Below are 19,094 nucleotides of genomic sequence, written 5' to 3'. Positions count from 1 at the left end.
CCGCCTAGCCCGTGTTGCGCAAGCCCGCCGCCACGCCGTTGATCGACAGCTGGATGCCGCGGTGCACGCGTTCGTCGACCTGGTCCTGGCTGGACAGGGCGCGGTGGCGCTTGATCAGTTCCACCTGCAGGTGGTTCAGCGGATCGAGGTAGGCGAAGCGGTTCTGGATCGAGCGCGCCAGCAGCGGATTGCCGGCCAGCCGTTGCGTGTTGCCGGTGATCAGTTCCAGGCATTGCAGGGTGTTGCCATGCTCTTCCGTGATGCGCTTGTAGATGCGCTCGCGCAGCTCGGTATCGGCCACCAGTTCCGCATAGCGCGAGGCGATCGCCAGATCCGTCTTGGCCAGCACCATGTCCATGTTCGACAGCAGGGTGGCAAAGAACGGCCACTCGGCGTACATGCCGCGCAGCTGGGCGATTTTCTCGTCTTTGGCGCCTGGGCCGTCGTTGATCCAGGCGCCAATCGCGCTGCCAAAGCCGAACCAGCCCGGCAGCAGCAGGCGGCACTGGCCCCAGGAAAAGCCCCAGGGAATCGCGCGCAGGTCTTCGATGCGCTGGTTGGCCTTGCGCGAAGCGGGGCGCGAACCGAGGTTCAGCTCTGCAATTTCCGCGATCGGGGTGGCGGCAAAGAAGTATTCGGTAAAACCCGGCGTTTCATACACCAGGTGGCGATACGCCTTGTAGGCCAGGTTGGACAGTTCGGCCATCACGGTTTCAAAACGCGCCAGCCGGGCCGCGTGCTGCGGATTGTCCGCCGGCGGCGCCAGGCTGGCCTCCAGGGTGGCGGCCACCAGCAACTCCAGGTTGCGCCGGCCGATTTCGGCATTGGAAAACTTCGAGGCGATGATCTCGCCCTGTTCCGTCAGCCTGATCTGGCCGTTGACAGTGCCCGGTGGCTGGGCCAGGATGGCTTCGTAGCTGGGGCCGCCGCCACGGCCCACCGTGCCGCCGCGGCCATGGAACAGGCGCAGCTTGACGCCGGCCTGCCGGAAGTCGCGAACGAGCGCCAGTTCGGCCTTGTACAGCTCCCAGTTCGAGGTGAGAAAGCCGCCATCCTTGTTCGAGTCGGAATAGCCGAGCATGACTTCCTGCAATTGCCCCTGCTGGGCAATCAGCTGTTTGACCAGCGGCAGCGCCATGGCGCGGCCCATGATGCCGGCCGCGCGCTGCAGGTCGGGTATGGTTTCGAACAGCGGAATGACCATCAGTTCGCCGCTGGCGCTGCCGTTGGCGTCGAGGCGCAGCAAGCCGGTTTCCTTTTGCAGCAGCATCACTTCCAGCAGGTCGGACACGGTTTCCGTGTGCGAAATAATGTAGTTGCGGATCGCCCGCGATCCGTAGCGTGCGCGGATATCGCGCGCCGCGCGCAAAATCGCCAGTTCGGAATCGGTCACCTCGCTGTAGCTGATGAAGGGCGAATACAGCAGGCGCGGCTGCGACAGTTCGCTGAGCAGCAGCGTTTCGCGTTCCTCTTCGCTCAGTGACGCATAGTCTTGCTCCACACCGCTTTTGGCAAACAGGTCGGCCAGCACTTTTTCGTGCACGTCCGAGGTTTGCCGCATGTCGAGCGAGGCGAGGTGAAAGCCGAAGATGTGGGCCGCGCGGCGCAATGTGGCCAGGCGCGGGCGCGCCAGCGCGGCGCCATGGTTGGCCGCCAGCGAGGCATTGATCACGTTCAGGTCGGCGGCAAACGCCGCCGCGTCAGGGTAGGGCGCGGCCGCGCCCACTTCCTTGCGCAGGATATTGGTCGCGCCCAGCGACCGCGCGGTGGCGGCCAGGCGCGCATAGACACCGATCAGGGCGCGCCGGTACGGCTCGTCGCTGCGGTGCGGCGAAGCATCCGGCGACTGGCCGGCCAGCGCTTCGAGTTCGCCGCTTACGCCCACCAGCAGGGTCGACACCGACAGTTCGGCGCCCAGCGCATGGACTTCGTCGAGGTAAAAATCGAGGATGGTGGTGGCGTGGCGCGCCAGCGCATGCTGCATGGTGCCGGCGTTGACGTTCGGGTTGCCGTCGCGGTCGCCGCCGATCCAGCTGCCCATCTGCACATGGGCCGCGTCGATGGGCGTGACGCTGCCGTCGCCATCCGGGTATTCGGCCGCGATATCGTCCTCGATATCGTCGTACAGCGCCGGCAGTTCGCGCAGGAAGGTGATGCGGTAGTAGGACAGGGCGTTTTCGATCTCGTCGGCCACCGTCAGCTTCGAGTAGCGCAGCATGCGCGTCTGCCACAGGGTGGCCACGCGCGAGCGCAGCAGCTGCATGTTGGCCAGCCGCTCTTTCGGGGTTTGCGGCGTGTCGCGTTCGGCCAGCAGGCGCGCGATGTCGTGTTCGGCGTCGAGGATGCTCTTGCGCTGCACTTCGGTCGGGTGGGCCGTCAGCACGGGCGCGATCAGCGCTTCCTGGAAAAAGCGGTCGACGGTGGCGCGCGGCACGCCGGCGGCGCGCAGCTTTTTCAGCGCAAAACTGACGCTGCCCTTCTGCGCTGGCGAGCCTGCCAGCAGGTGCGCGCGGCGGCGCCGGATATGGTGCTGGTCCTCGGCGATATTGGCCAGGTGCGAAAAATAGGAAAACGCGCGCACCACCGAATTGGTCTGCTCGCGCGTGAGCTGCTTGAGCATGGTGTCCAGTGCCAAAGCGGCTTCGGCGTCTTCTTCGCGGCGAAAGCGCACCGAGGTCTGGCGGATGGTTTCGACCACGTCGAAGACCGCCTCGCCCTCCTGTTCGCGCAGCACGTCGCCCAGCAGGCGGCCCAGCAGGCGTATATCTTCTTTCAGCGGCGCGTCCTTGTCCGGGCCGGAGGCGGTGTCTGTTTCTGCTGCACTGGCGTCATTAAGCATGTTTAAGTACCAAAGTAGGTGTAAAAGAAAAGAAACGGCAAAGACGCCGGGCGTTCAGCCGCAGCGGGAGGGGGCGCATGATAAAATTTATGATCTTGAACATGGCGTGTGACTGGTTTTGCCGCGTAGGCAAAGGAACAATAATTATAGCGACGCCGCGCGCCCTGCCGAAAAAAGAGTGGCATGGCCAGCGGCGTAACAACAACGACAGCGAAAGAACTTGTGTTGAAATCATCCGAAATGTGCCCCCAATTGCAGGTCCCGGCCAGGCTGATCATCGCCTCGCGCGAAAGCCGGCTGGCCATGTGGCAGGCCGAGCATGTGCGCGCGCGCCTGGCCGCGCTGTATCCGCAGTGTAGCGTTGAAATCCTCGGCATGACCACGCGCGGCGATCAGATCCTCGACCGCGCGCTGTCCAAGGTGGGCGGCAAGGGCCTGTTCGTCAAGGAACTGGAAGTGGCGATGGACGAAGGCCGCGCCGACCTGGCCGTGCATTCATTGAAGGATGTGCCGATGGAGCTGCCGGCAGGCTTTGCGCTGGCCGCCATCCTCGAGCGCGAAGATCCGCGCGACGCCTTTGTCTCGAACGACTACGCCAGCCTCGACGCGCTGCCGCACGGCGCCGTGGTCGGTACCAGCAGCCTGCGCCGCCAGTCGCTGATCGCCGCGCGCTATCCGCACCTGACCATTTTGCCGCTGCGCGGCAATCTCGACACGCGCCTGGGCAAGCTTGATCGTGGCGACTATGCGGCCATCATCCTGGCCGCCGCCGGCCTCAAACGCCTGGGCCTGGAAGAACGCATCCGCGCCGTGCTCGACCCCGAATACAGCCTGCCGGCCGCCGGCCAGGGCGCGATGGCGATCGAAATCAGGAGCGAGCGCAGCGATGGCGTCGACCTGGCCGCCTTGCTGGCGCCGCTGAACCACTGGGCCACCGCGCAGGCCGTCACGGCCGAGCGCAAGGTGTCGAAAATCTTTGGCGGCAGCTGCCAGATTCCGCTGGCCGCGTTTGCCACCGTCGACGGCGCCCAGATGCGCCTGCGCGCCATGGTCGCCACGCCCGATGGCGCGCGCATGGCCAGCGCCGACGTCGACGGCATGGCCGCTACCCCCGAACAGCTGGGCGAAGCCGTGGCCGAACTGCTGCGCGCGCAGGACGCCGCCGCCATCCTCGCCTCGTGCGCGGTCACGCCCGACCAGCACGAAGGCGTGGCGCCGCATGCCTGAGCCTGCAAGCTCGGCCACGGTGGTCATCACGCGGCCGGCGCAACAAGCCGGACCGCTGGCCGAACGCATCGCCGCGCTGGGGCTGAACGTGGCACTGCTGCCGCTGCTGGAAATCCACGCCTTGCATCAGCCAGAGGAATGCGCGCAGTTGAAAAGCGTGCTGGCGCGCCTGGCTGACTATGCGCTGGTGGCGTTTGTGTCGCCCAACGCCATCGACTGCGCCTTTGCGCATTTGAACACCTGGCCAAGCGGCGTGGCGCTGGCGGTGGTGGGCGAGGGCAGCCGCCTGGCCCTGGGCACGCATGGCGTCAATGACGGCAACGCCAGCATCACCAGCCCGCTGGACACGGCGCGCAGCGATTCCGAGCATTTGCTGCTGGCACTGGACCTGCCGTCCCTGCGCGGCAAGCGCGTGCTGATCGTGCGCGGCGACGGCGGCCGTGATTTCCTGGCCGACGGCTTGCGCGCGGCCGGCGCCCAGGTCGACTTCGTCACCGCCTACCGGCGCGCCGTGCCAGCCTTGACGCCGGCCTTGCGGGCGACCCTGGAACAGCTGTTGCAGCATAATAATGACTGGATCATCACCAGCTCGGAAGCGCTGCGCGGTTTGCTGTCCTTGCTCAGTGAAATGGACGGGGAAATGGACGAGGAAACGGCGTTTGTTGTAAAAATGAAACAACAGCATCTGATCGTGCCGCATGCCCGTATTGCACAGTCTGCGGCAGAGCTGGGTTTTGCCCGGGTGACCTTGACAGGATCTGGCGACGCGGGCGTGCTCGCCGCGTTACAATCACGACCATGAACGAAATGCCTACACACTCAGAACCGACTCCCACGCCAGGCAGCGCCGTCTTGACGACGCCGCCGGCGGCCGATCAACCTGGCGGCGCCCCGTATGGCCGCGCGCCGACCCTGCTGGAGCAGCTGCAAAAGCCGATGAGCATCGCCGTCATCGTGCTGGCCGTGCTGCTGGCGGCGCAAAGCTGGTCGAGCAGCAAGCAGATCCGCAGCCTGCGCGAGGAAGTGGCCAAGCGCCTGCAAAAGGGCGATATCAGCAACGCCGAAACGGGCGTGATCGCGCGCAATGTGCAGGAAAGCAACAAAGAGCTGGAAATCAAGGTCGGTGCGCTGGAAAACCGCCAGAGCGAAACGCAAAGCCAGCAACTGGCGCTGGAACAGCTGTACAACGACCTGTCGAAGAACCGCGACGAGTGGGCCCTGACGGAAATCGAGCAGGTGCTGTCGACCGCCAGCCAGCAGCTGCAACTGGCCGGCAACGTGCCGGGCGCGCTGATCGCGCTGCAAAACGCCGACCGCAGCCTGTCGCGCTCGGACAAGCCGCAATTTATCACCATCCGCCGCGCGATTGGCCGCGACATGGAAAAACTGAAGGCCCTGCCGAGCGTCGATTCGACCGGCGTGGCGCTGCGCCTCGACACCGTGATCGCGCAGATCGACGCGCTGCCCATGCTGTCGGACGAAAAGCCGGCATTGCCGGCCGCGCCTGAACGGACACGCAAGCCGGTACGCGATGCGGCCGGCAAGCTGGTCGGCCCACCGGCGCCCGAACCGCTGCTGCAGCAAGTGCGCAATGGCTGGGATACCTGGAGCGGCGACATGTGGAACGACGTGCGCCAGCTGATCCGCATCCGCCGTGTCGATACGCCCGAAGCGCTGATGCTGTCGCCGACGCAATCGTATTTCCTGCGCGAGAACATCAAGCTGCGCCTGCTGAACGCGCGCATGGCGCTGCTGTCGCGCAACGAGACGGCCTTCCGCAATGACCTGATCGCGGCCCAGGATGGGCTGGCCAAGTATTTCGATACGCGCGCGCGCGCCACGCAGACGGCGCAAAGCCTGCTGCGCCAGGTGCAGGCGAGCAATCTGACCATCGAATTGCCGACCTTGTCGGACAGCCTGACCGCTGTGCGCAACTACAAAGCGAAGTCCTGAGCCCATGCGTCTATTTCTCTGGTTACTCGCCCTGATGGCCGCGGCGATCGGTATCGCCGTGACGGCCCGTTTCAATCCCGGCAACGTGGTGCTGTTCTACCCGCCATACCGCATCGACCTGTCGCTGAACTTCTTCGTGCTGCTGCAAGTGGCGCTGTTCGCGGTGCTGTATTTCCTGCTGCGGGCTTTGCGCGCCACCGTGCGCATGCCGGCCGAAGTGGCCGCTTACCGCCGCCGCAAGCGTGAACGCGACGGCAACAAGGGCTTGCGCGAAGCGCTCAAGGCGCTGTTCGAAGGCCGCTTCGGCCACGCCGAAAAAGCCGCCCTGCGCGCCGCCGAACTGGAAGAAAACGCCGGCCTGGCCGCGCTGATCGGCGCGCGCGCCGCGCACCGCATGCGCCAGTCCGAACGCCGCGACAGCTGGCTGGCTCGCGTCGAAGGCGATGCCACGCTCAAGACCGCGCGATTGATGACGGTTACCGAACTGCTGGTCGACGACCACCAGCCGGAAGCGGCGCTGGCCGCCGTGCGCGAACTGAACGCCAGCGGCACGCGCCATATCCATGCGCTGCAATGGTCGCTGAAGGCCGAGCAGCAGGCCAAGAACTGGCCCGAAGTGCTGCGCCTGGTGCGCTCGCTCGACAAGCACCGCGCGCTGCACCCGGCGCTGTCGTCGCGCCTGCGCGAACTGGCCTACGAACACCTGCTGTCGGACCGCTCGCATGACGCCGAGTCGCTGCTGCGCGTCTGGTCGACCGTGCCCACCAGCGACAGGGTCAAGCCCTACATCGCCTGCCGCGCCGCCACCGCCCTGAACGCGCGCGGCCTGCACGACGAAGCGCGCCTGGTGTGCGAGGAATCATTGGCCGCCGACTGGGACGACCGCGTGGTGCGCGTCTACCGCGAAGCGGCCGCGCCTGCCGGCACACCGGCCCTGCTGCTGCAGATCGAGCATTGCGAGCAGTGGCTGAAACAGCGCCCGCTGGACGCCGAACTGGCGCTGACCCTGGGTTCCTTGTGCCTGAAACAGAAACTGTGGGGCAAGGCCCAGCGCCACCTGGAGCAGGCCTTGTCCGACGCCGGCGAGCCGCGCATGGTGCGCGACGCCCACCTGAAACTGGCGCAGATGCACGAGGCCTTGCAGCAGACCGAGCAAGCTGCCGCGCATTACCGGCAGTGCGCGCTGGCGACCATCCTGTAAAGCAAAAAACCCGTCGCGAGACGGGTTTTTTTTGAGCATGGAACTTGTTGCCGCGTAGGTCGGGTTAGCGGGGCAAAGCCCCGCGTAATCCGACAACAGTGTTAACGCGGCCAACGATGGCGTCGGATTACGCGCGAAGCGCTAATCCGACCTACGCATCGATCGGGGTATCAATCATCAAAACTTGAAATTGGCCGTCAACAAGGCATTGCGTGGGTCGCCATACACGCCCGTGCCATACGAGCCCATGCCCGGCATATAGGTTTTATCGAGCACATTGTTGACGTTCAGCGCCAGCGACAGGCGCGGGCTCGCCTGGTAGCGCGCCATCAGGCCCACCACCGCGTAGCCCGGCTGCGTGGCGCGCCAGCGGGCGGCGGTCGACAGCTGGTACCAGGTCTCGCTTTGCCAGGTCATGGAGCCGCCGACGGTCCAGCCGGCCGGCAGGGTCCAGGCGGTGCTGAGCTTGAACAGGTGCTTGGGCTGATTGGTGTTGACGGCGCTGAGGATCAAATTGGGCTGCGGCGGAATGTGCGAGGTGCGGAAGGTATAGCCGCCGGCCAGGTTCCACGCTGGCGTGATCTGCCCCGAGGTTTCCAGTTCCACGCCCTTGCTGGTGACGCCGGCGATCGGCCGGTAGATTTCGCCGCCGGTAACGCTGTTGATGCCCTGATATTGCGCCGCATTGTCCTGTTCGATCTTGAACACGGCCGCGCTGGCGTTGACTTTGCCGTCCAGCCATTCTCCCTTGATCCCCGCTTCCATGCTCTTGCCCGTCAACGGATCGAGCGAGCTGTCGCTGGCGTCCTTGTAATAGGTTTGCGGCTTGAAAATATCGGTGTAGCTGGCGTAGAGCGACCAGTTGCGGTTCAAGTCATACACCACGCCGGCATACGGCACCACCTTCGCGCTGTCGTTCAAATTGTCCGAGACCGTGCGCACGCCGGCCACGCTGACCTGGTAGTCGTACAGCTTGTACCAGCTGGCGCGCGCGCCGAGGATCACCGACCAATCGTCGGCAGGGCGCAGGCGCACGGCGCCCGACACGCCTTTTTCCGTGATGGTGGTGTCGCGGTCGGCGCGCCTGGTTTGCGCCGGCAGGGTCAGCACGCCATCCCATAGCCGGTAGTCGGGCACCGCCACCAGGCTGCTGGTGTACAACTGGGCGTCCTTGTTCTGGCGCGAATAGCCGGCGCCCAGCATCAGTTCATGCTGGCGGCCGAACACGGTAAACGGGCCGCTGGCGGCCAGATTCGCACTGTCGGTGCTTGCCTGGGTCGGCAGCGGGCCACCGAGCAGGCGGATGCCGGCCCCGCTTTGCCGGTTCATGTAGCCGTTGTAGGCCGAGCCATACAGCACCTCTTTTGACTGCTTCAGATGGCTGGCGGCGGCGTCGAGCTGCCAGCCGTTGTCGAAGGCGTGCCTGACGGTGGCGAAGGTGTTGCTGCTGTTATTGTCCCAGTACGACCAGCGTGCGGCCGGGTTCAGCGAACGGCGAAAACGGGTTTGCGTGCCGTCGCTGTAGAACAGCGGCAGGTGGCCGAAGGTGGCGCCGTCGGCGCGGCTCTGCATGTAGTCGACGCCCAGGCTGAGGGTGGTACGCGGCGCCAGGTCGGCTTCGGCGATGGCGTACAGGCTGCGCGTGTCGCGCCGGTAGTAATCGATGTAGGAATCGGCATTCTGCACCGCCGCCACCACGCGGCCCCGCACGCTGCCCGACGCGTTCAAGGGACCGGACACATCGGCCACGCCGCGCACCTTGTTCCATGAACCAACGCTGGCGTTGAGGGAGGCGGCAAATGCACTGGTCGGGCGCTTGCGCACCAGGTTGATGGTGGCCGACGGATTGCCGGCGCCCGTCAGCAGGCCGGTCGCCCCTTTCACCACTTCGACCCGGTCATAGACGGCGCTGTCGCCGATCGCCGTGGTGTACTGGTTCGAGCTGTCGAGGGTATTGGGCATGCCGTCGAACTGGAAGTTCTCGATGGTGTAGCCGCGCGCATAAAAGGTGGCGCGTTCGCTGTCGTTGCGCCCGACCGTCACGCCGACGACTTTTTCCAGGATATCGGGCACGCTGTTCAGGGCCTGGTCGTCGATCTGCTGGCGCGTGACGATGCTGACCGACTGCGGCGTTTCGCGCATCGACAGGCCCATGCGGGTGGCCGTGGCCATCACGGGCGTGGTGTAGCTGCCGCTGTTTTCGGTGATATTGGCCGCCTCGGCGCGGGCACTGACGCTGACCGGCGCCATGGTCTGTTCGCCGCCAGCGGCGCGGCGCAAGGTATAGCCGCCACTGCCCTGGTCGACCGCTTCCAGGCCGCTGCCGGCCAGCAGCGCGGCAAAGCCCGACGATGGCGTATGCGTGCCCTGCAGGCCGGGCGAGCTGCGGCCACCGGCCAGCGCCGGGTCATACGTCAACGCCACGCCGGCCGAGGCGGCGAACAGGTTCAGCGCCGAGACCAGCGGGCCGGCGGCGATCTGGTAGGGTTTGGCCGTGGCCGTGGCCGTGGCCGTGGCGGCGGCCGGTGCGGCCAATGCGATGGCGAGAGGTAAAAGAGTGCAGCGGATATCAAGCATGATAGGGCCCAGGTAAAAGATAGACAGGTGGTTTTTGTTGCTCCTGTCTTGCAGGCCGTACGAAACGCAAAAAGATGAAAATTTTTCCGAGTTTTTTTCAGGCCGCTTCCAGGCTCACCCAATAGCGTGTGGTGCTGCGCAGGCGCAGCGGGAACGATTGCACCAGCAACAGCAGCGCGCGGTCGGTGTCGGCCAGCGGAAATACGCCGGAGATGCGCATGTGCGCGATGCGCGGGTCGCACGCCAGGCGGCCGCGCCGGTAGCGCGCCAGTTCGGCCACCACCTCGCCCAGGCTGCGGTCGTTGACCAGCAGGCTGCCGCTCTGCCACAGGCCGGCGCTGTCGTCGGCCTGTGGCGGCGCCTCGACACCGCTGGCCGTCAGGCGCGCCTGCTGTCCGGCGCGCACGATCACGGCCCTGGCCGGCCGCCGCGCGGCGCGCAGCTCGACGGCGTCGTCCAGCACCGCCACCTGGGCATGATCGCCGAACTGGCGCACCGTAAAGCGCGTGCCCAGCGCACGCACCGTGCCTTGTGCTGTGTCGATCATGAAGGGGCGCGGGTCCACGGGGGCGCCGGGCGCCTGCCGGTGGCGGGCCGTTTCAACCAGGATTTCGCCGTTCAGCAGCCGCACGCGCCGCTGCGCCGCATCGTAGCGCAGATCGACGGCGCTGCCGGTATTCAAGACCAGCAGCGAGCCATCGGGCAGCATCACCCGTCGCTGGGCACCGACGCCGGTGCGGTAGTCGGCCAGCATGGGCTGCACCAGCCCATGCTGGCGCGCCGCCTGATACGACAGATAGCCTGCGGTGCCGGTCGAGGCCAGCAGCAGCACGCTGCGCAGCACCTGCCGGCGTGCCTGGCCGCCGGTGGCCAGGCGCGCGCGCAGCAGCGGCGAGGCGATCTCGGCCGGCGCCTGCCGCAAGGTGGCGCGCATCGCTTCGATACGCTGCCAGGCGCGCTGGTGGTCAAGGTGCGCCGCATGCCAGCGCCGCCAGGCCTGGCGGTCGGCGTCGCCGGCGCTGCCCGAGCACAGGCGCACATACCAGGCCACGGCTTCCTTGCGCACGGCCGCATCATCGCGCGGCGGCGCCGTCATCAGCTTACTCATGGTGCCAGCGGATCGCAGTGTTCGACACAATGCCCGATGGCGGTGCACATGTAGTTGCTGACCGTGCGTTTGGTCACGCCCAGTTGCTGCGCGATCTGCTCGTAGGTCAGGCCGTCGAGCTGCGACAGCAAAAACGCCTGCCGCACGGCGGGCTTCAGGCCATCGAGCATGGTGTCGATGGCGACCAGCGCTTCGAGCACGATGGCGCGCGCCTCAAGCGACGGCGCATGCGTTTCCGGCAGGGCCGCCAGGGCGTCGAGATACGCGCGTTCGATATCCTGGTGGCGGAAAAAGTCGGCCACCAGGCCGCGCGCGATGGCGCCCAGGTAGGCGCGCGGCGCCAGCAGCCTGGGGGTGTCGCGGCGCGCCAGCACGCGCAGGAAAGTGTCGTGCGCTAGGTCGGCGGCGTCACAGGCATTGCCCATCTTGCGGCGCAGCCAGCCCTGCAGCCAGCCGTGGTGGTCGCTGTACAGGGTGCCGAGGTCGGATGGCGGTAGCATGGGGACGGAAGACACGATGGCGATCAAATAATAATAGTTCTCATTTACAAATCATAGCATTGGCCAGCCTTGAACGCCACTGTTGCAGGATTGCTTGACAAAATAGCCATATCAAGGCTGCTGCATCGCACAAGGCGCATGTACTTCGCTATAATTGCGCGGTTAAAACACTGTCAGCACACACGAGGAAACCCCATGAGCTTGAATAAAGTGCCTTCGGGCCGCGATTTGCCGAACGACTTCAATGTGATCATCGAAATTCCGATGAATGCCGATCCGATCAAATATGAAGTGGACAAGGAATCGGGCGCGATTTTCGTCGACCGTTTCATGGGCACCGCCATGCACTACCCGTGCAACTACGGCTATGTGCCGAACACCCTGTCGCCGGACGGCGACCCGGTCGATGTGCTGGTCATCACCCCGTTCCCGCTGTTCCCTGGCGTGGTCGTGCGCTGCCGTCCTATCGGCGTGCTGAAAATGACCGACGAGTCGGGCGAAGACGCCAAAGTGCTGGCCGTGCCAGTCGACAAGGTCCTGTCGATCTACAGCCACTGGCAGAAGCCGGAAGACCTGAACGAACTGCGCCTGCGCCAGATCCAGCATTTCTTCGAGCACTACAAAGACCTGGAAAAAGGCAAATGGGTCAAGATCGACGGCTGGTACGGCGCCGACGAAGCCCGTGCCGAAATCCTGAACGGCGTTGCCGCCTACAAGAAAGACGCGGAAAGCGCCGCTTCTTAAGTCGCTGCGCGCCAATAAAAACGCCCCCGTTCCTTGATTGGAACGGGGGCGTTTTGCATGGGGCAGCGAAAACTCAGTGGGCGGCGATCACGCCCATTTGCAGCAGTGCCAGCACAAACACGCCCAGCACGATGCGGTAGGCCACGAACGGCCAGTAGCCGCGGCTGCTGACGATGCGCAGGAACACCACGATCACGCCATAGCCGACAAAGAAGGCAATGATGGTGGCCAGCAGAGTCGGGCCGGGCGCGACCGGGCCGGCCACGCCCCAGTTTTTATATAGCTGGTAAAAGCCCGACGCCAGCACGGCAGGAATCGCCAGCAAGAAGGAATAGCGGGCCGCCGCCTCGCGCGTGTAGCCCATCATCAGGCCGGCGGTAATGGTGCCGCCCGAGCGCGACACGCCCGGTATCAGGGCCATCGCCTGCGCAAAGCCGAAGATGATGCCGTCGCGCCAGCGCATGCGCGACAGCGGCAGTTCATGGCGGCCATAACGGTCGGCCGCGCCGAGGATCAGGCCGAACACGATCAGCATGATGGCGGTGAGGTAAAGATTGCGCAGATAGGTTTCGATCGCATGCTGGAAGGCCAGTCCGAGGATGGCGATCGGCAGCGAGCCGATAATCACCAGCCAGCCCAGGCGCACGTCGGGATGGCTTTTCGCCGCGGCACTCGCGCCGCTGCCGGGCAGGGCGCCGAACCAGGCCAGGGCGATGCGCAGGATATCCTTGCGGAAGTAAATCAGCACGGCCAGTTCGGTGCCGATCTGGGTAATGGCTGTAAACGCCGCGCCGGGGTCGGCGCCGGACGGTAAAAACGGGCCGATAATGCGCAGATGGGCGCTGGAGGACACGGGCAGGAATTCGGTCAGGCCCTGGATCAGGCCCAGCAGGGCGGCTTCCCACCAGCCGATGACGCCGCTCATGCGGAAACTCCACGGCGCGCGTTGCGGCGGCCGGTCAAATTAAATACTTGCAATTGCATTCACCAAAAAGAAAGTTGAGCGGAGCGGCCAACAAGGACCGGCAGGGCGGACAGTGCACGCCTGTTGCAGGCGTGACTTTTTCCAGCTTACCACAGCCGTATTACTTATAAAACAGGCAGTTTTATGCCCGGAACGGGCTGTGCTCGTTCAACTCGTCCAGATAGGCGTCGATGCCGCCCCGTTCCCGCTCCAGGAAGCGCTGCACCGCGTCGGCGAACGACGGGTGGGCCAGCCAGTGGGCCGACCAGGTCTTTTGCGGCAGGAAGCCGCGCGCCATCTTGTGTTCGCCCTGGGCGCCGCCTTCGAAGGTGCCAATGCCCTCGGCGATGCAGAACTCCAGCGGCTGGTAGTAGGCCGTCTCGAAATGCAAACAAGGCACGTGCTCCAGCGCGCCCCAGTAGCGGCCGTATAACGTATCGGCGGTGTGGATCACCAGCGAGGCGGCAATCGCCCGGCCTTCGCGCTCGGCCACCACCAGCAGGATATTGCCTGGCATGTCCGCGCCGATGCTTTCGAAGAATTCCAGGCTCAGATACGGCGAGGAGCGATGCTCGGCATAGGTATTGCTGTAGCAGCGGTGAAAGAATTGCCACAGCGCCGGCGTGATGTCTCTGCCTCTCACCTGGCGCATGGTCACGCCCGCTTCCGCCACCTTGCGCCGTTCGGCGCGGATATTCTTGCGTTTCTTGTGTTCCAGCGTGGCCAGGAATTGCTCGAAATTCGCATAGCCGGGATTGAGCCAGTGAAACTGCACGCCGCTGCGCAGCAGAAAGCCGGCCTCTTCGAGCTGGCGTGCTTCGGTCTCTGGCGGAAACAGGATATGCGTGGACGACACCTGGCTGGCCTGCTGCTGGGCCTGCAGAAAGGCCAGCAGGGCCGCGCGCGCCTCGCCGTCGCGGGCCAGCAAACGCGTGCCGCTGACGGGCGTAAACGGAATCGCCGACAGCAGTTTCGGATAGTATTCGAGGCCGTGTTGCTGGTAGGCGTCGGCCCAGGCCCAGTCGAACACATATTCGCCGTAGGAATGCAGTTTGACATACAGCGGCAGGGCGGCGGCCAAGGTATCGCCTTGCCACAGCACCAGGAATTGCGGCTGCCAGCCTGAGTCGGCGCTTGCACAGCCCGATTCGTGCAGCGCATGCAGGAAGGCGTACGACAGGAAAGGATTGGCTTCTGCTTGCAATGCCAGCAGAGCGGACCATGCCGGCTCGCCAATTTCAGCCAGGGTAGAGACGATAGCCGTGCGATAATTCATTGTTGTGGTTTGCATTCATCACTCTCGGGTTGCCGGCATGAGCCTGCCTGCCCTCGGGGCTTGCCCCGTCTTTGTTAATAAAACGAAATATCCAATATCATGACAGTCAAAGTCGCAATCGCTCAAATGAATAGTACGGTCGGCGATCTGGCCGGCAACCGCGCCAAAATCGTCGACCTGGCCCGCCGCGCCCATGCCGCCGGCGCCGATATCGTCCTGACGCCCGAACTGTCGCTGGTCGGCTATCCACCGGAAGACCTGTTGCTGCGCAATGCATTCTACGCAAAAACCCAACAAACGTTTGCGGCGCTGGCAAGCGACCTGGCGCAGTTCCCCGACCTGCACGTGGTGGTCGGCCTGCCGCTGCAGGACGATGCAGGCCTGGTACGCCATAACGCCGCCTCGGTGCTGGTCAACGGCCAGGTGCTGGGCACCTACCGCAAGCACGATTTGCCGAACACCACGGTGTTTGACGAAAAACGCTATTTTTCATCGAGCGACCAGGCTTTCGTGTTTGCCGTCAAGGGCGTGCGCTTTGGCATCAATATCTGCGAAGACACCTGGTTTGCCGAGGCGCCACGCCGTGCGCGCGCCGCTGGCGCCCAGGTATTGCTGGTGCCGAACGGCTCGCCCTACCATATGAACAAGCAGCACTTGCGCTATGACACCATGCGCCAGCATGTCTGCGCGCAAGGCATGTCGCTGGTGTACGCCAACCTGGTCGGCGGCCAGGACGAGCTGATCTTCGACGGCGACTCCTTCGTGATGAATGCCGATGGCGTCATTTGCGCCCAGCTGCGCCATTTCGAGGAAGACCTGCAGATCGTCGAGTTCGATGGCGCCAATCCCGTGCCACAGCCGGTTGCCGCGCCTTTGTCAACGGAAGCCCAGGTCTACCAGGCGCTGGTGCTGGGCGTGCGCGACTATATCGGCAAGAACGGCTTTCCTGGCGTGCTGATCGGCATGTCGGGCGGCGTCGATTCGGCATTGACGCTGGCCATCGCCGTCGATGCGCTGGGCGCCGACAAAGTGCGCGCCGTCATGATGCCGTCGCAGTTTACGGCCGATATTTCGTGGATCGACTCGCGCGACATGGTAAAACGGCTCGATGTGCGCTACGATGAAATTCCGATCAAGCACACCTTCGACGCCTTCCGCGCCACCCTGGCCGAGGAATTCGCCGGCCTGGCCGAAGACGCGACGGAAGAGAACATCCAGGCGCGCATCCGCGGCACCCTGCTGATGGCGCTGTCGAACAAGCATGGCAGCATCGTGCTAACGACCGGCAACAAGAGCGAGATGGCGGTCGGTTATTGCACCCTGTACGGCGACATGGCGGGCGGCTTCGCGGTGATCAAGGATATCGCCAAGACCCTGGTGTACCGCCTGTGTGCGTACCGCAACAGCGTGTCGGATGTGATACCGGAGCGTATCCTGACGCGCGGCCCATCGGCCGAATTGCGCGCCGACCAGCTAGACCAGGATTCGCTGCCGCCGTACGATATTCTCGACGGCATCATGCAGCTGTATATGGAAGAAAACCGGCCGATCGCCGAGATTATCGAGGCCGGTTATCCGCCGGCCGATGTGGCCCGCATCACGCGCCTGATCAAGATCAATGAATACAAGCGGCGCCAGTCGCCGGTCGGCATCCGCGTCACCCATCGTGGCTTTGGCCGCGACTGGCGCTACCCGATTACCTCGAAATTCTACGAGTAACAGATCTGTCCGAACAAGCCATCAATTTTAAGGAGTAGCCATGAAACAGATTACCGCCATCATCAAACCATTCAAGCTCGACGAAGTCCGCGAAGCCCTGGCCGATGTCAATGTAACGGGTTTGACCGTGACGGAAGTGAAGGGCTTTGGCCGCCAGAAGGGCCATACCGAGCTGTACCGTGGCGCCGAGTACGTGGTCGACTTCCTGCCCAAGGTCAAGGTGGAAGTGGTGGTCGACGACAGCGTGACCGAGCAGGTGGTCGACGCCATCATCAAGGCCGCCCGCACCGGCAAGATCGGCGACGGCAAGATTTTCGTGCGCAATATCGAGCAGGTGATCCGTATCCGCACGGGCGAAACTGGCCCGGAAGCGGTCTGATCAATATCGTAGGTCGGGTAGGTCGGATTGGGCCCGCAGGGCCGTAATCCGACACCATTGTTGGCCAGGTTAGCAATGGTAACTCAGCGCCCCAGCCGCATATCGAATTTCCAGCTGATCAGCCGCATGATGGTAATGCCGCTGGCGCTGGTCCACAGCGCAAAGTCGTGCTCGACGCCGAAGTGCTTCTGCAGCAGATAGGCCCAGCAGCCGATAAAGGCGCAAATCGCATACGGTTTGCCGTCGCGAAACACCATCGGCACTTCGTTGCACACAATGTCGCGCATCACGCCGCCAAAGATCCCTGTAATGACCCCCATCATCGAGGCGATAAACAGTGGCATGCCGGCGCGCATCGCTTCGGCCACGCCGGCAATCGCGAACATGCCCAGGCCGATCGCGTCGGCCACCACGATCAGGCGTTCCGAGACGATTTGCCGCAGGTGCTGGATCAGCGGTGCGGCCGTCAAGGCCAGCACAAAGATCAGAATGGCATATTCCTGGTGCGAGACCCAGAACAGCGGCCGCTTGTCGAGCAGGATGTCGCGCAGGGTGCCGCCGCCAAAGGCGGTAATGAAAGCCACCACGAACACGCCCACCAGGTCCATGCGCTTCCTGCGCGCTTCGATAAAACCGGAAAACGCGCCCACCAGGATGGCGATCACTTCGATCAGTTTGATCAGCGAGCCGGGTGGCAATTGGGGTGGCATCATGGCAGGCGGCGGCCGGGCTTGCCCGGCAAAAAATAATAGCCACAGGTTAACATGACACGGCCCCGCATGGTGACAAACGGGGCCGTGTTTCAGAGCAACTTGTAACGGAACAGCGGAAAGCGCTAGCGCACCGCCTGCAGGGCCGGCGCCAGCAGCACCGTCAAGGCGCCATCGCCGCCTTCGGAACGGCGCGACTGGCAAAAGGCGATCACTTCCGGCTTTTGCACCAGCCAGCTGTGCACCATCGATTTGAGCACCGGTTCCTGTCCTTTCGAGCCGAAACCCTTGCCATGGATCACGCGCACGCAGCGCAGCTTGCGCCGCGTCGCATGGGTCAGGAAAGCGCCGATGCCATCGCGCGCCTCGTCGCGGCGCAGGCCGTGCAAGTCCAGTTCATCCTGGATCGGCCAATGGCCCTTGCGCATCTTCTTGATCACGTCGGGGCCGACACCGGGCGCCGCATAATTGAGGGCCGGATCGTTTTCCAGGTAATGGTCGACTTCGAACAGGTCCGACAGCGACTCGCGCAGCACGGCCGCATCGTCTTCCTCGCGCGACAGCTTGCGCGCCGGCTGGGCCGACGTCATGGCCGGCGTCTTCGGCAGCGCCGGCACGTAGCGGTCCGACTCGGGCAGGCGCTTGACGCCGCCGATGCTGGCCTTGAACAGATTGCCTTCCACCGCCTGCACTTGCGCCTTTTTGGCCCGCTCGGCCTGTTCCACCGCGCGCGCCTCGGCCTGTTCCCTGAGCTGCTTGCTGACGGCTTTCAGGTCGGCAAAGTCTTTCATCGACGCCACGCCGAATTACTCCTGGCCTTCCAGGTAGCGCTGGGCGTCCAGTGCCGCCATACAACCGGTGCCGGCGCTGGTGATGGCCTGGCGGTAGATATGGTCCTGCACGTCACCGGCCGCGAATACGCCCGGCGCGCTGGTGGCGGTGGCCATGCCTTCCAGGCCGGTTTTCGTCTTGATGTAGCCGTTGTGCATGTCGAGCTGGCCTTCGAAGATGCTGGTGTTGGGCTTGTGGCCGATGGCGATAAACACGCCGTGCACGCTCAAAGCCTCGACCTTGCCGTCGATGGTGGACTTGATGTTCAGGCCCGTTACGCCGCCTTCGTTGCCCGTCACTTCGTCCAGGGTGTGGTTGTATTTCAACACAATCTTGCCTTCGGCAACCTTGGCGTTCAGGCGGTCGATCAGGATCGCTTCGGCGCGGAACTTGTCGCGGCGGTGGATCAAGGTCACTTTGTCGGCGATGTTCGACAGGTACAGCGCTTCCTCGACGGCGGTGTTGCCGCCGCCGACGACCGCCACTTCCTGGTTGCGGTAGAAGAAACCGTCGCAGGTGGCGCAGGCCGACACGCCCTTGCCCATGAAGGCCGATTCCGACGGCAGGCCCAGGTATTGCGCCGAGGCGCCGGTGGCGATGATCAGGGTGTCGCAGGTGTATTCGTGGCTGTCGCCTTTCAGGCGGATCGGCTTTTCGTTCAGGAAGGTGGTGTGGATATGGTCAAACACGATTTCCGTATTGAAGCGCTCGGCGTGCTGCAGCAGGCGCTGCATCAGGTCCGGGCCTTGCACGCCCATCGGGTCGCCTGGCCAGTTTTCCACGTCGGTGGTGGTCATCAGCTGGCCGCCCTGTTCCACGCCGGTCACCAGCATTGGCTTGAGGTTGGCGCGCGCGGCATAGACGGCGGCGCTGTAGCCTGCAGGGCCGGAGCCGAGGATCAGTACGCGGGCGTGTTTGGTAGTGGTCATGATGGAGGCTTCTCTATGTATGGGGTCTATCCGAATTGGGGGCAATCACGTCAAGAACAAGGGAGTGTTGTGCTTGCGCAAGCTATGCCCGGATTATAGACCAAGCCGTCCACACAGACGAATCGTGGGGTGGTCTG

General features: G+C 64.3%; 16 protein-coding genes. 7 read left to right on the top strand and 9 right to left on the bottom strand.

From position 1 onward, the window contains the following. Positions 1-4: 4 nt before the first annotated feature. A complete protein-coding gene (ppc, locus tag ASR47_RS07660) occupies positions 5-2,839 on the bottom strand; it encodes a phosphoenolpyruvate carboxylase (protein WP_065307176.1) in 2,835 nt (944 codons plus the stop codon). 240 nt (positions 2,840-3,079) lie between these two features. On the opposite strand from ppc, the gene hemC reads away from it, so the two are divergent. Genes hemC through ASR47_RS07640 form a run of 4 tightly spaced genes read left to right on the top strand, consistent with a single transcriptional unit; the run spans position 3,080 to position 7,220 of the window. Next, positions 3,080-4,066, top strand: coding sequence for a hydroxymethylbilane synthase (hemC, locus tag ASR47_RS07655; RefSeq protein WP_065307175.1), 987 nt, complete (start codon positions 3,080-3,082; stop codon positions 4,064-4,066). After that, entirely contained in the window at positions 4,059-4,868 is an 810-nt protein-coding gene (locus ASR47_RS07650; protein ID WP_065307174.1) for a uroporphyrinogen-III synthase, read from the top strand. Before hemC ends, ASR47_RS07650 begins: the two co-directional genes overlap by 8 nt. Beyond that, positions 4,865-6,019 (top strand): uroporphyrinogen-III C-methyltransferase, encoded by a 1,155-nt coding sequence (locus ASR47_RS07645; protein WP_065307173.1) that lies wholly within the window; start codon positions 4,865-4,867, stop codon positions 6,017-6,019. The genes ASR47_RS07650 and ASR47_RS07645 overlap by 4 nt, the downstream gene beginning before the upstream one ends. Positions 6,020-6,023: 4 nt before the next feature. Then, positions 6,024-7,220: a heme biosynthesis protein HemY gene (locus ASR47_RS07640; protein WP_065307172.1), complete on the top strand. Its 1,197-nt coding sequence runs from the start codon at positions 6,024-6,026 to the stop codon at positions 7,218-7,220. A 177-nt stretch (positions 7,221-7,397) separates the two neighbouring features. Here the strand turns inward: ASR47_RS07640 and ASR47_RS07635 are convergent, their stop codons facing one another. The 3 genes from ASR47_RS07635 to ASR47_RS07625 all read right to left on the bottom strand — a co-directional run bounded on the left by ASR47_RS07635 (position 7,398) and on the right by ASR47_RS07625 (position 11,405). Beyond that, entirely contained in the window at positions 7,398-9,797 is a 2,400-nt protein-coding gene (locus ASR47_RS07635) for a TonB-dependent siderophore receptor (RefSeq protein ID WP_065307171.1), read from the bottom strand. Between the two features lie 97 nt (positions 9,798-9,894). Continuing rightward, on the bottom strand, positions 9,895-10,905 hold the full coding sequence (locus ASR47_RS07630) for a FecR domain-containing protein (protein ID WP_065307170.1): 1,011 nt from the start codon (positions 10,903-10,905) through the stop codon (positions 9,895-9,897). Then, positions 10,902-11,405 carry a sigma-70 family RNA polymerase sigma factor gene (locus tag ASR47_RS07625; RefSeq protein WP_065307282.1) on the bottom strand — a complete coding sequence of 168 codons (504 nt, stop codon included), beginning with the start codon at positions 11,403-11,405 and terminating at the stop codon, positions 10,902-10,904. The genes ASR47_RS07630 and ASR47_RS07625 overlap by 4 nt, the downstream gene beginning before the upstream one ends. A gap of 195 nt (positions 11,406-11,600) precedes the next feature. On the opposite strand from ASR47_RS07625, the gene ppa reads away from it, so the two are divergent. Then, entirely contained in the window at positions 11,601-12,149 is a 549-nt protein-coding gene (gene ppa, locus ASR47_RS07620) for an inorganic diphosphatase (protein ID WP_065307169.1), read from the top strand. Positions 12,150-12,222: 73 nt separating this feature from the next. On the opposite strand, the gene ASR47_RS07615 is transcribed toward ppa, so the two are convergent. After that, positions 12,223-13,074 carry an undecaprenyl-diphosphate phosphatase gene (locus ASR47_RS07615; RefSeq protein WP_065307168.1) on the bottom strand — a complete coding sequence of 284 codons (852 nt, stop codon included), beginning with the start codon at positions 13,072-13,074 and terminating at the stop codon, positions 12,223-12,225. Between the two features lie 181 nt (positions 13,075-13,255). Continuing rightward, positions 13,256-14,389 (bottom strand): GNAT family N-acetyltransferase, encoded by a 1,134-nt coding sequence (locus ASR47_RS07610; RefSeq protein ID WP_065307167.1) that lies wholly within the window; start codon positions 14,387-14,389, stop codon positions 13,256-13,258. Between the two features lie 99 nt (positions 14,390-14,488). On the opposite strand from ASR47_RS07610, the gene ASR47_RS07605 reads away from it, so the two are divergent. Together ASR47_RS07605 and ASR47_RS07600 are read left to right on the top strand one after the other, a co-directional pair. Further along, the gene (locus ASR47_RS07605; protein ID WP_065307166.1) at positions 14,489-16,108 is read left to right on the top strand and encodes an NAD+ synthase; all 1,620 of its coding nucleotides are present in this window, start codon (positions 14,489-14,491) and stop codon (positions 16,106-16,108) included. A 40-nt stretch (positions 16,109-16,148) separates the two neighbouring features. Then, a complete protein-coding gene (locus tag ASR47_RS07600) occupies positions 16,149-16,487 on the top strand; it encodes a P-II family nitrogen regulator (protein WP_065307165.1) in 339 nt (112 codons plus the stop codon). Positions 16,488-16,570: 83 nt separating this feature from the next. Here the strand turns inward: ASR47_RS07600 and ASR47_RS07595 are convergent, their stop codons facing one another. The 3 genes from ASR47_RS07595 to trxB all read right to left on the bottom strand — a co-directional run bounded on the left by ASR47_RS07595 (position 16,571) and on the right by trxB (position 18,957). Beyond that, positions 16,571-17,200 (bottom strand): trimeric intracellular cation channel family protein, encoded by a 630-nt coding sequence (locus ASR47_RS07595; protein ID WP_065307164.1) that lies wholly within the window; start codon positions 17,198-17,200, stop codon positions 16,571-16,573. 122 nt (positions 17,201-17,322) lie between these two features. Next, complete coding sequence (locus tag ASR47_RS07590) at positions 17,323-17,988, bottom strand: Smr/MutS family protein (protein WP_065307163.1); 666 nt, start codon at positions 17,986-17,988, stop codon at positions 17,323-17,325. 15 nt (positions 17,989-18,003) lie between these two features. After that, positions 18,004-18,957 carry a thioredoxin-disulfide reductase gene (gene trxB / locus ASR47_RS07585; protein WP_065307162.1) on the bottom strand — a complete coding sequence of 318 codons (954 nt, stop codon included), beginning with the start codon at positions 18,955-18,957 and terminating at the stop codon, positions 18,004-18,006. Positions 18,958-19,094 lie beyond the last annotated feature (137 nt).

The organism is Janthinobacterium psychrotolerans (genome assembly GCF_001677885.1).
GTDB classification, from domain to species: domain Bacteria; phylum Pseudomonadota; class Gammaproteobacteria; order Burkholderiales; family Burkholderiaceae_D; genus Janthinobacterium; species Janthinobacterium psychrotolerans.
Note: the sequence above shows the minus strand (reverse complement) of the source record. Positions and strands in the feature narration are given on the sequence as shown.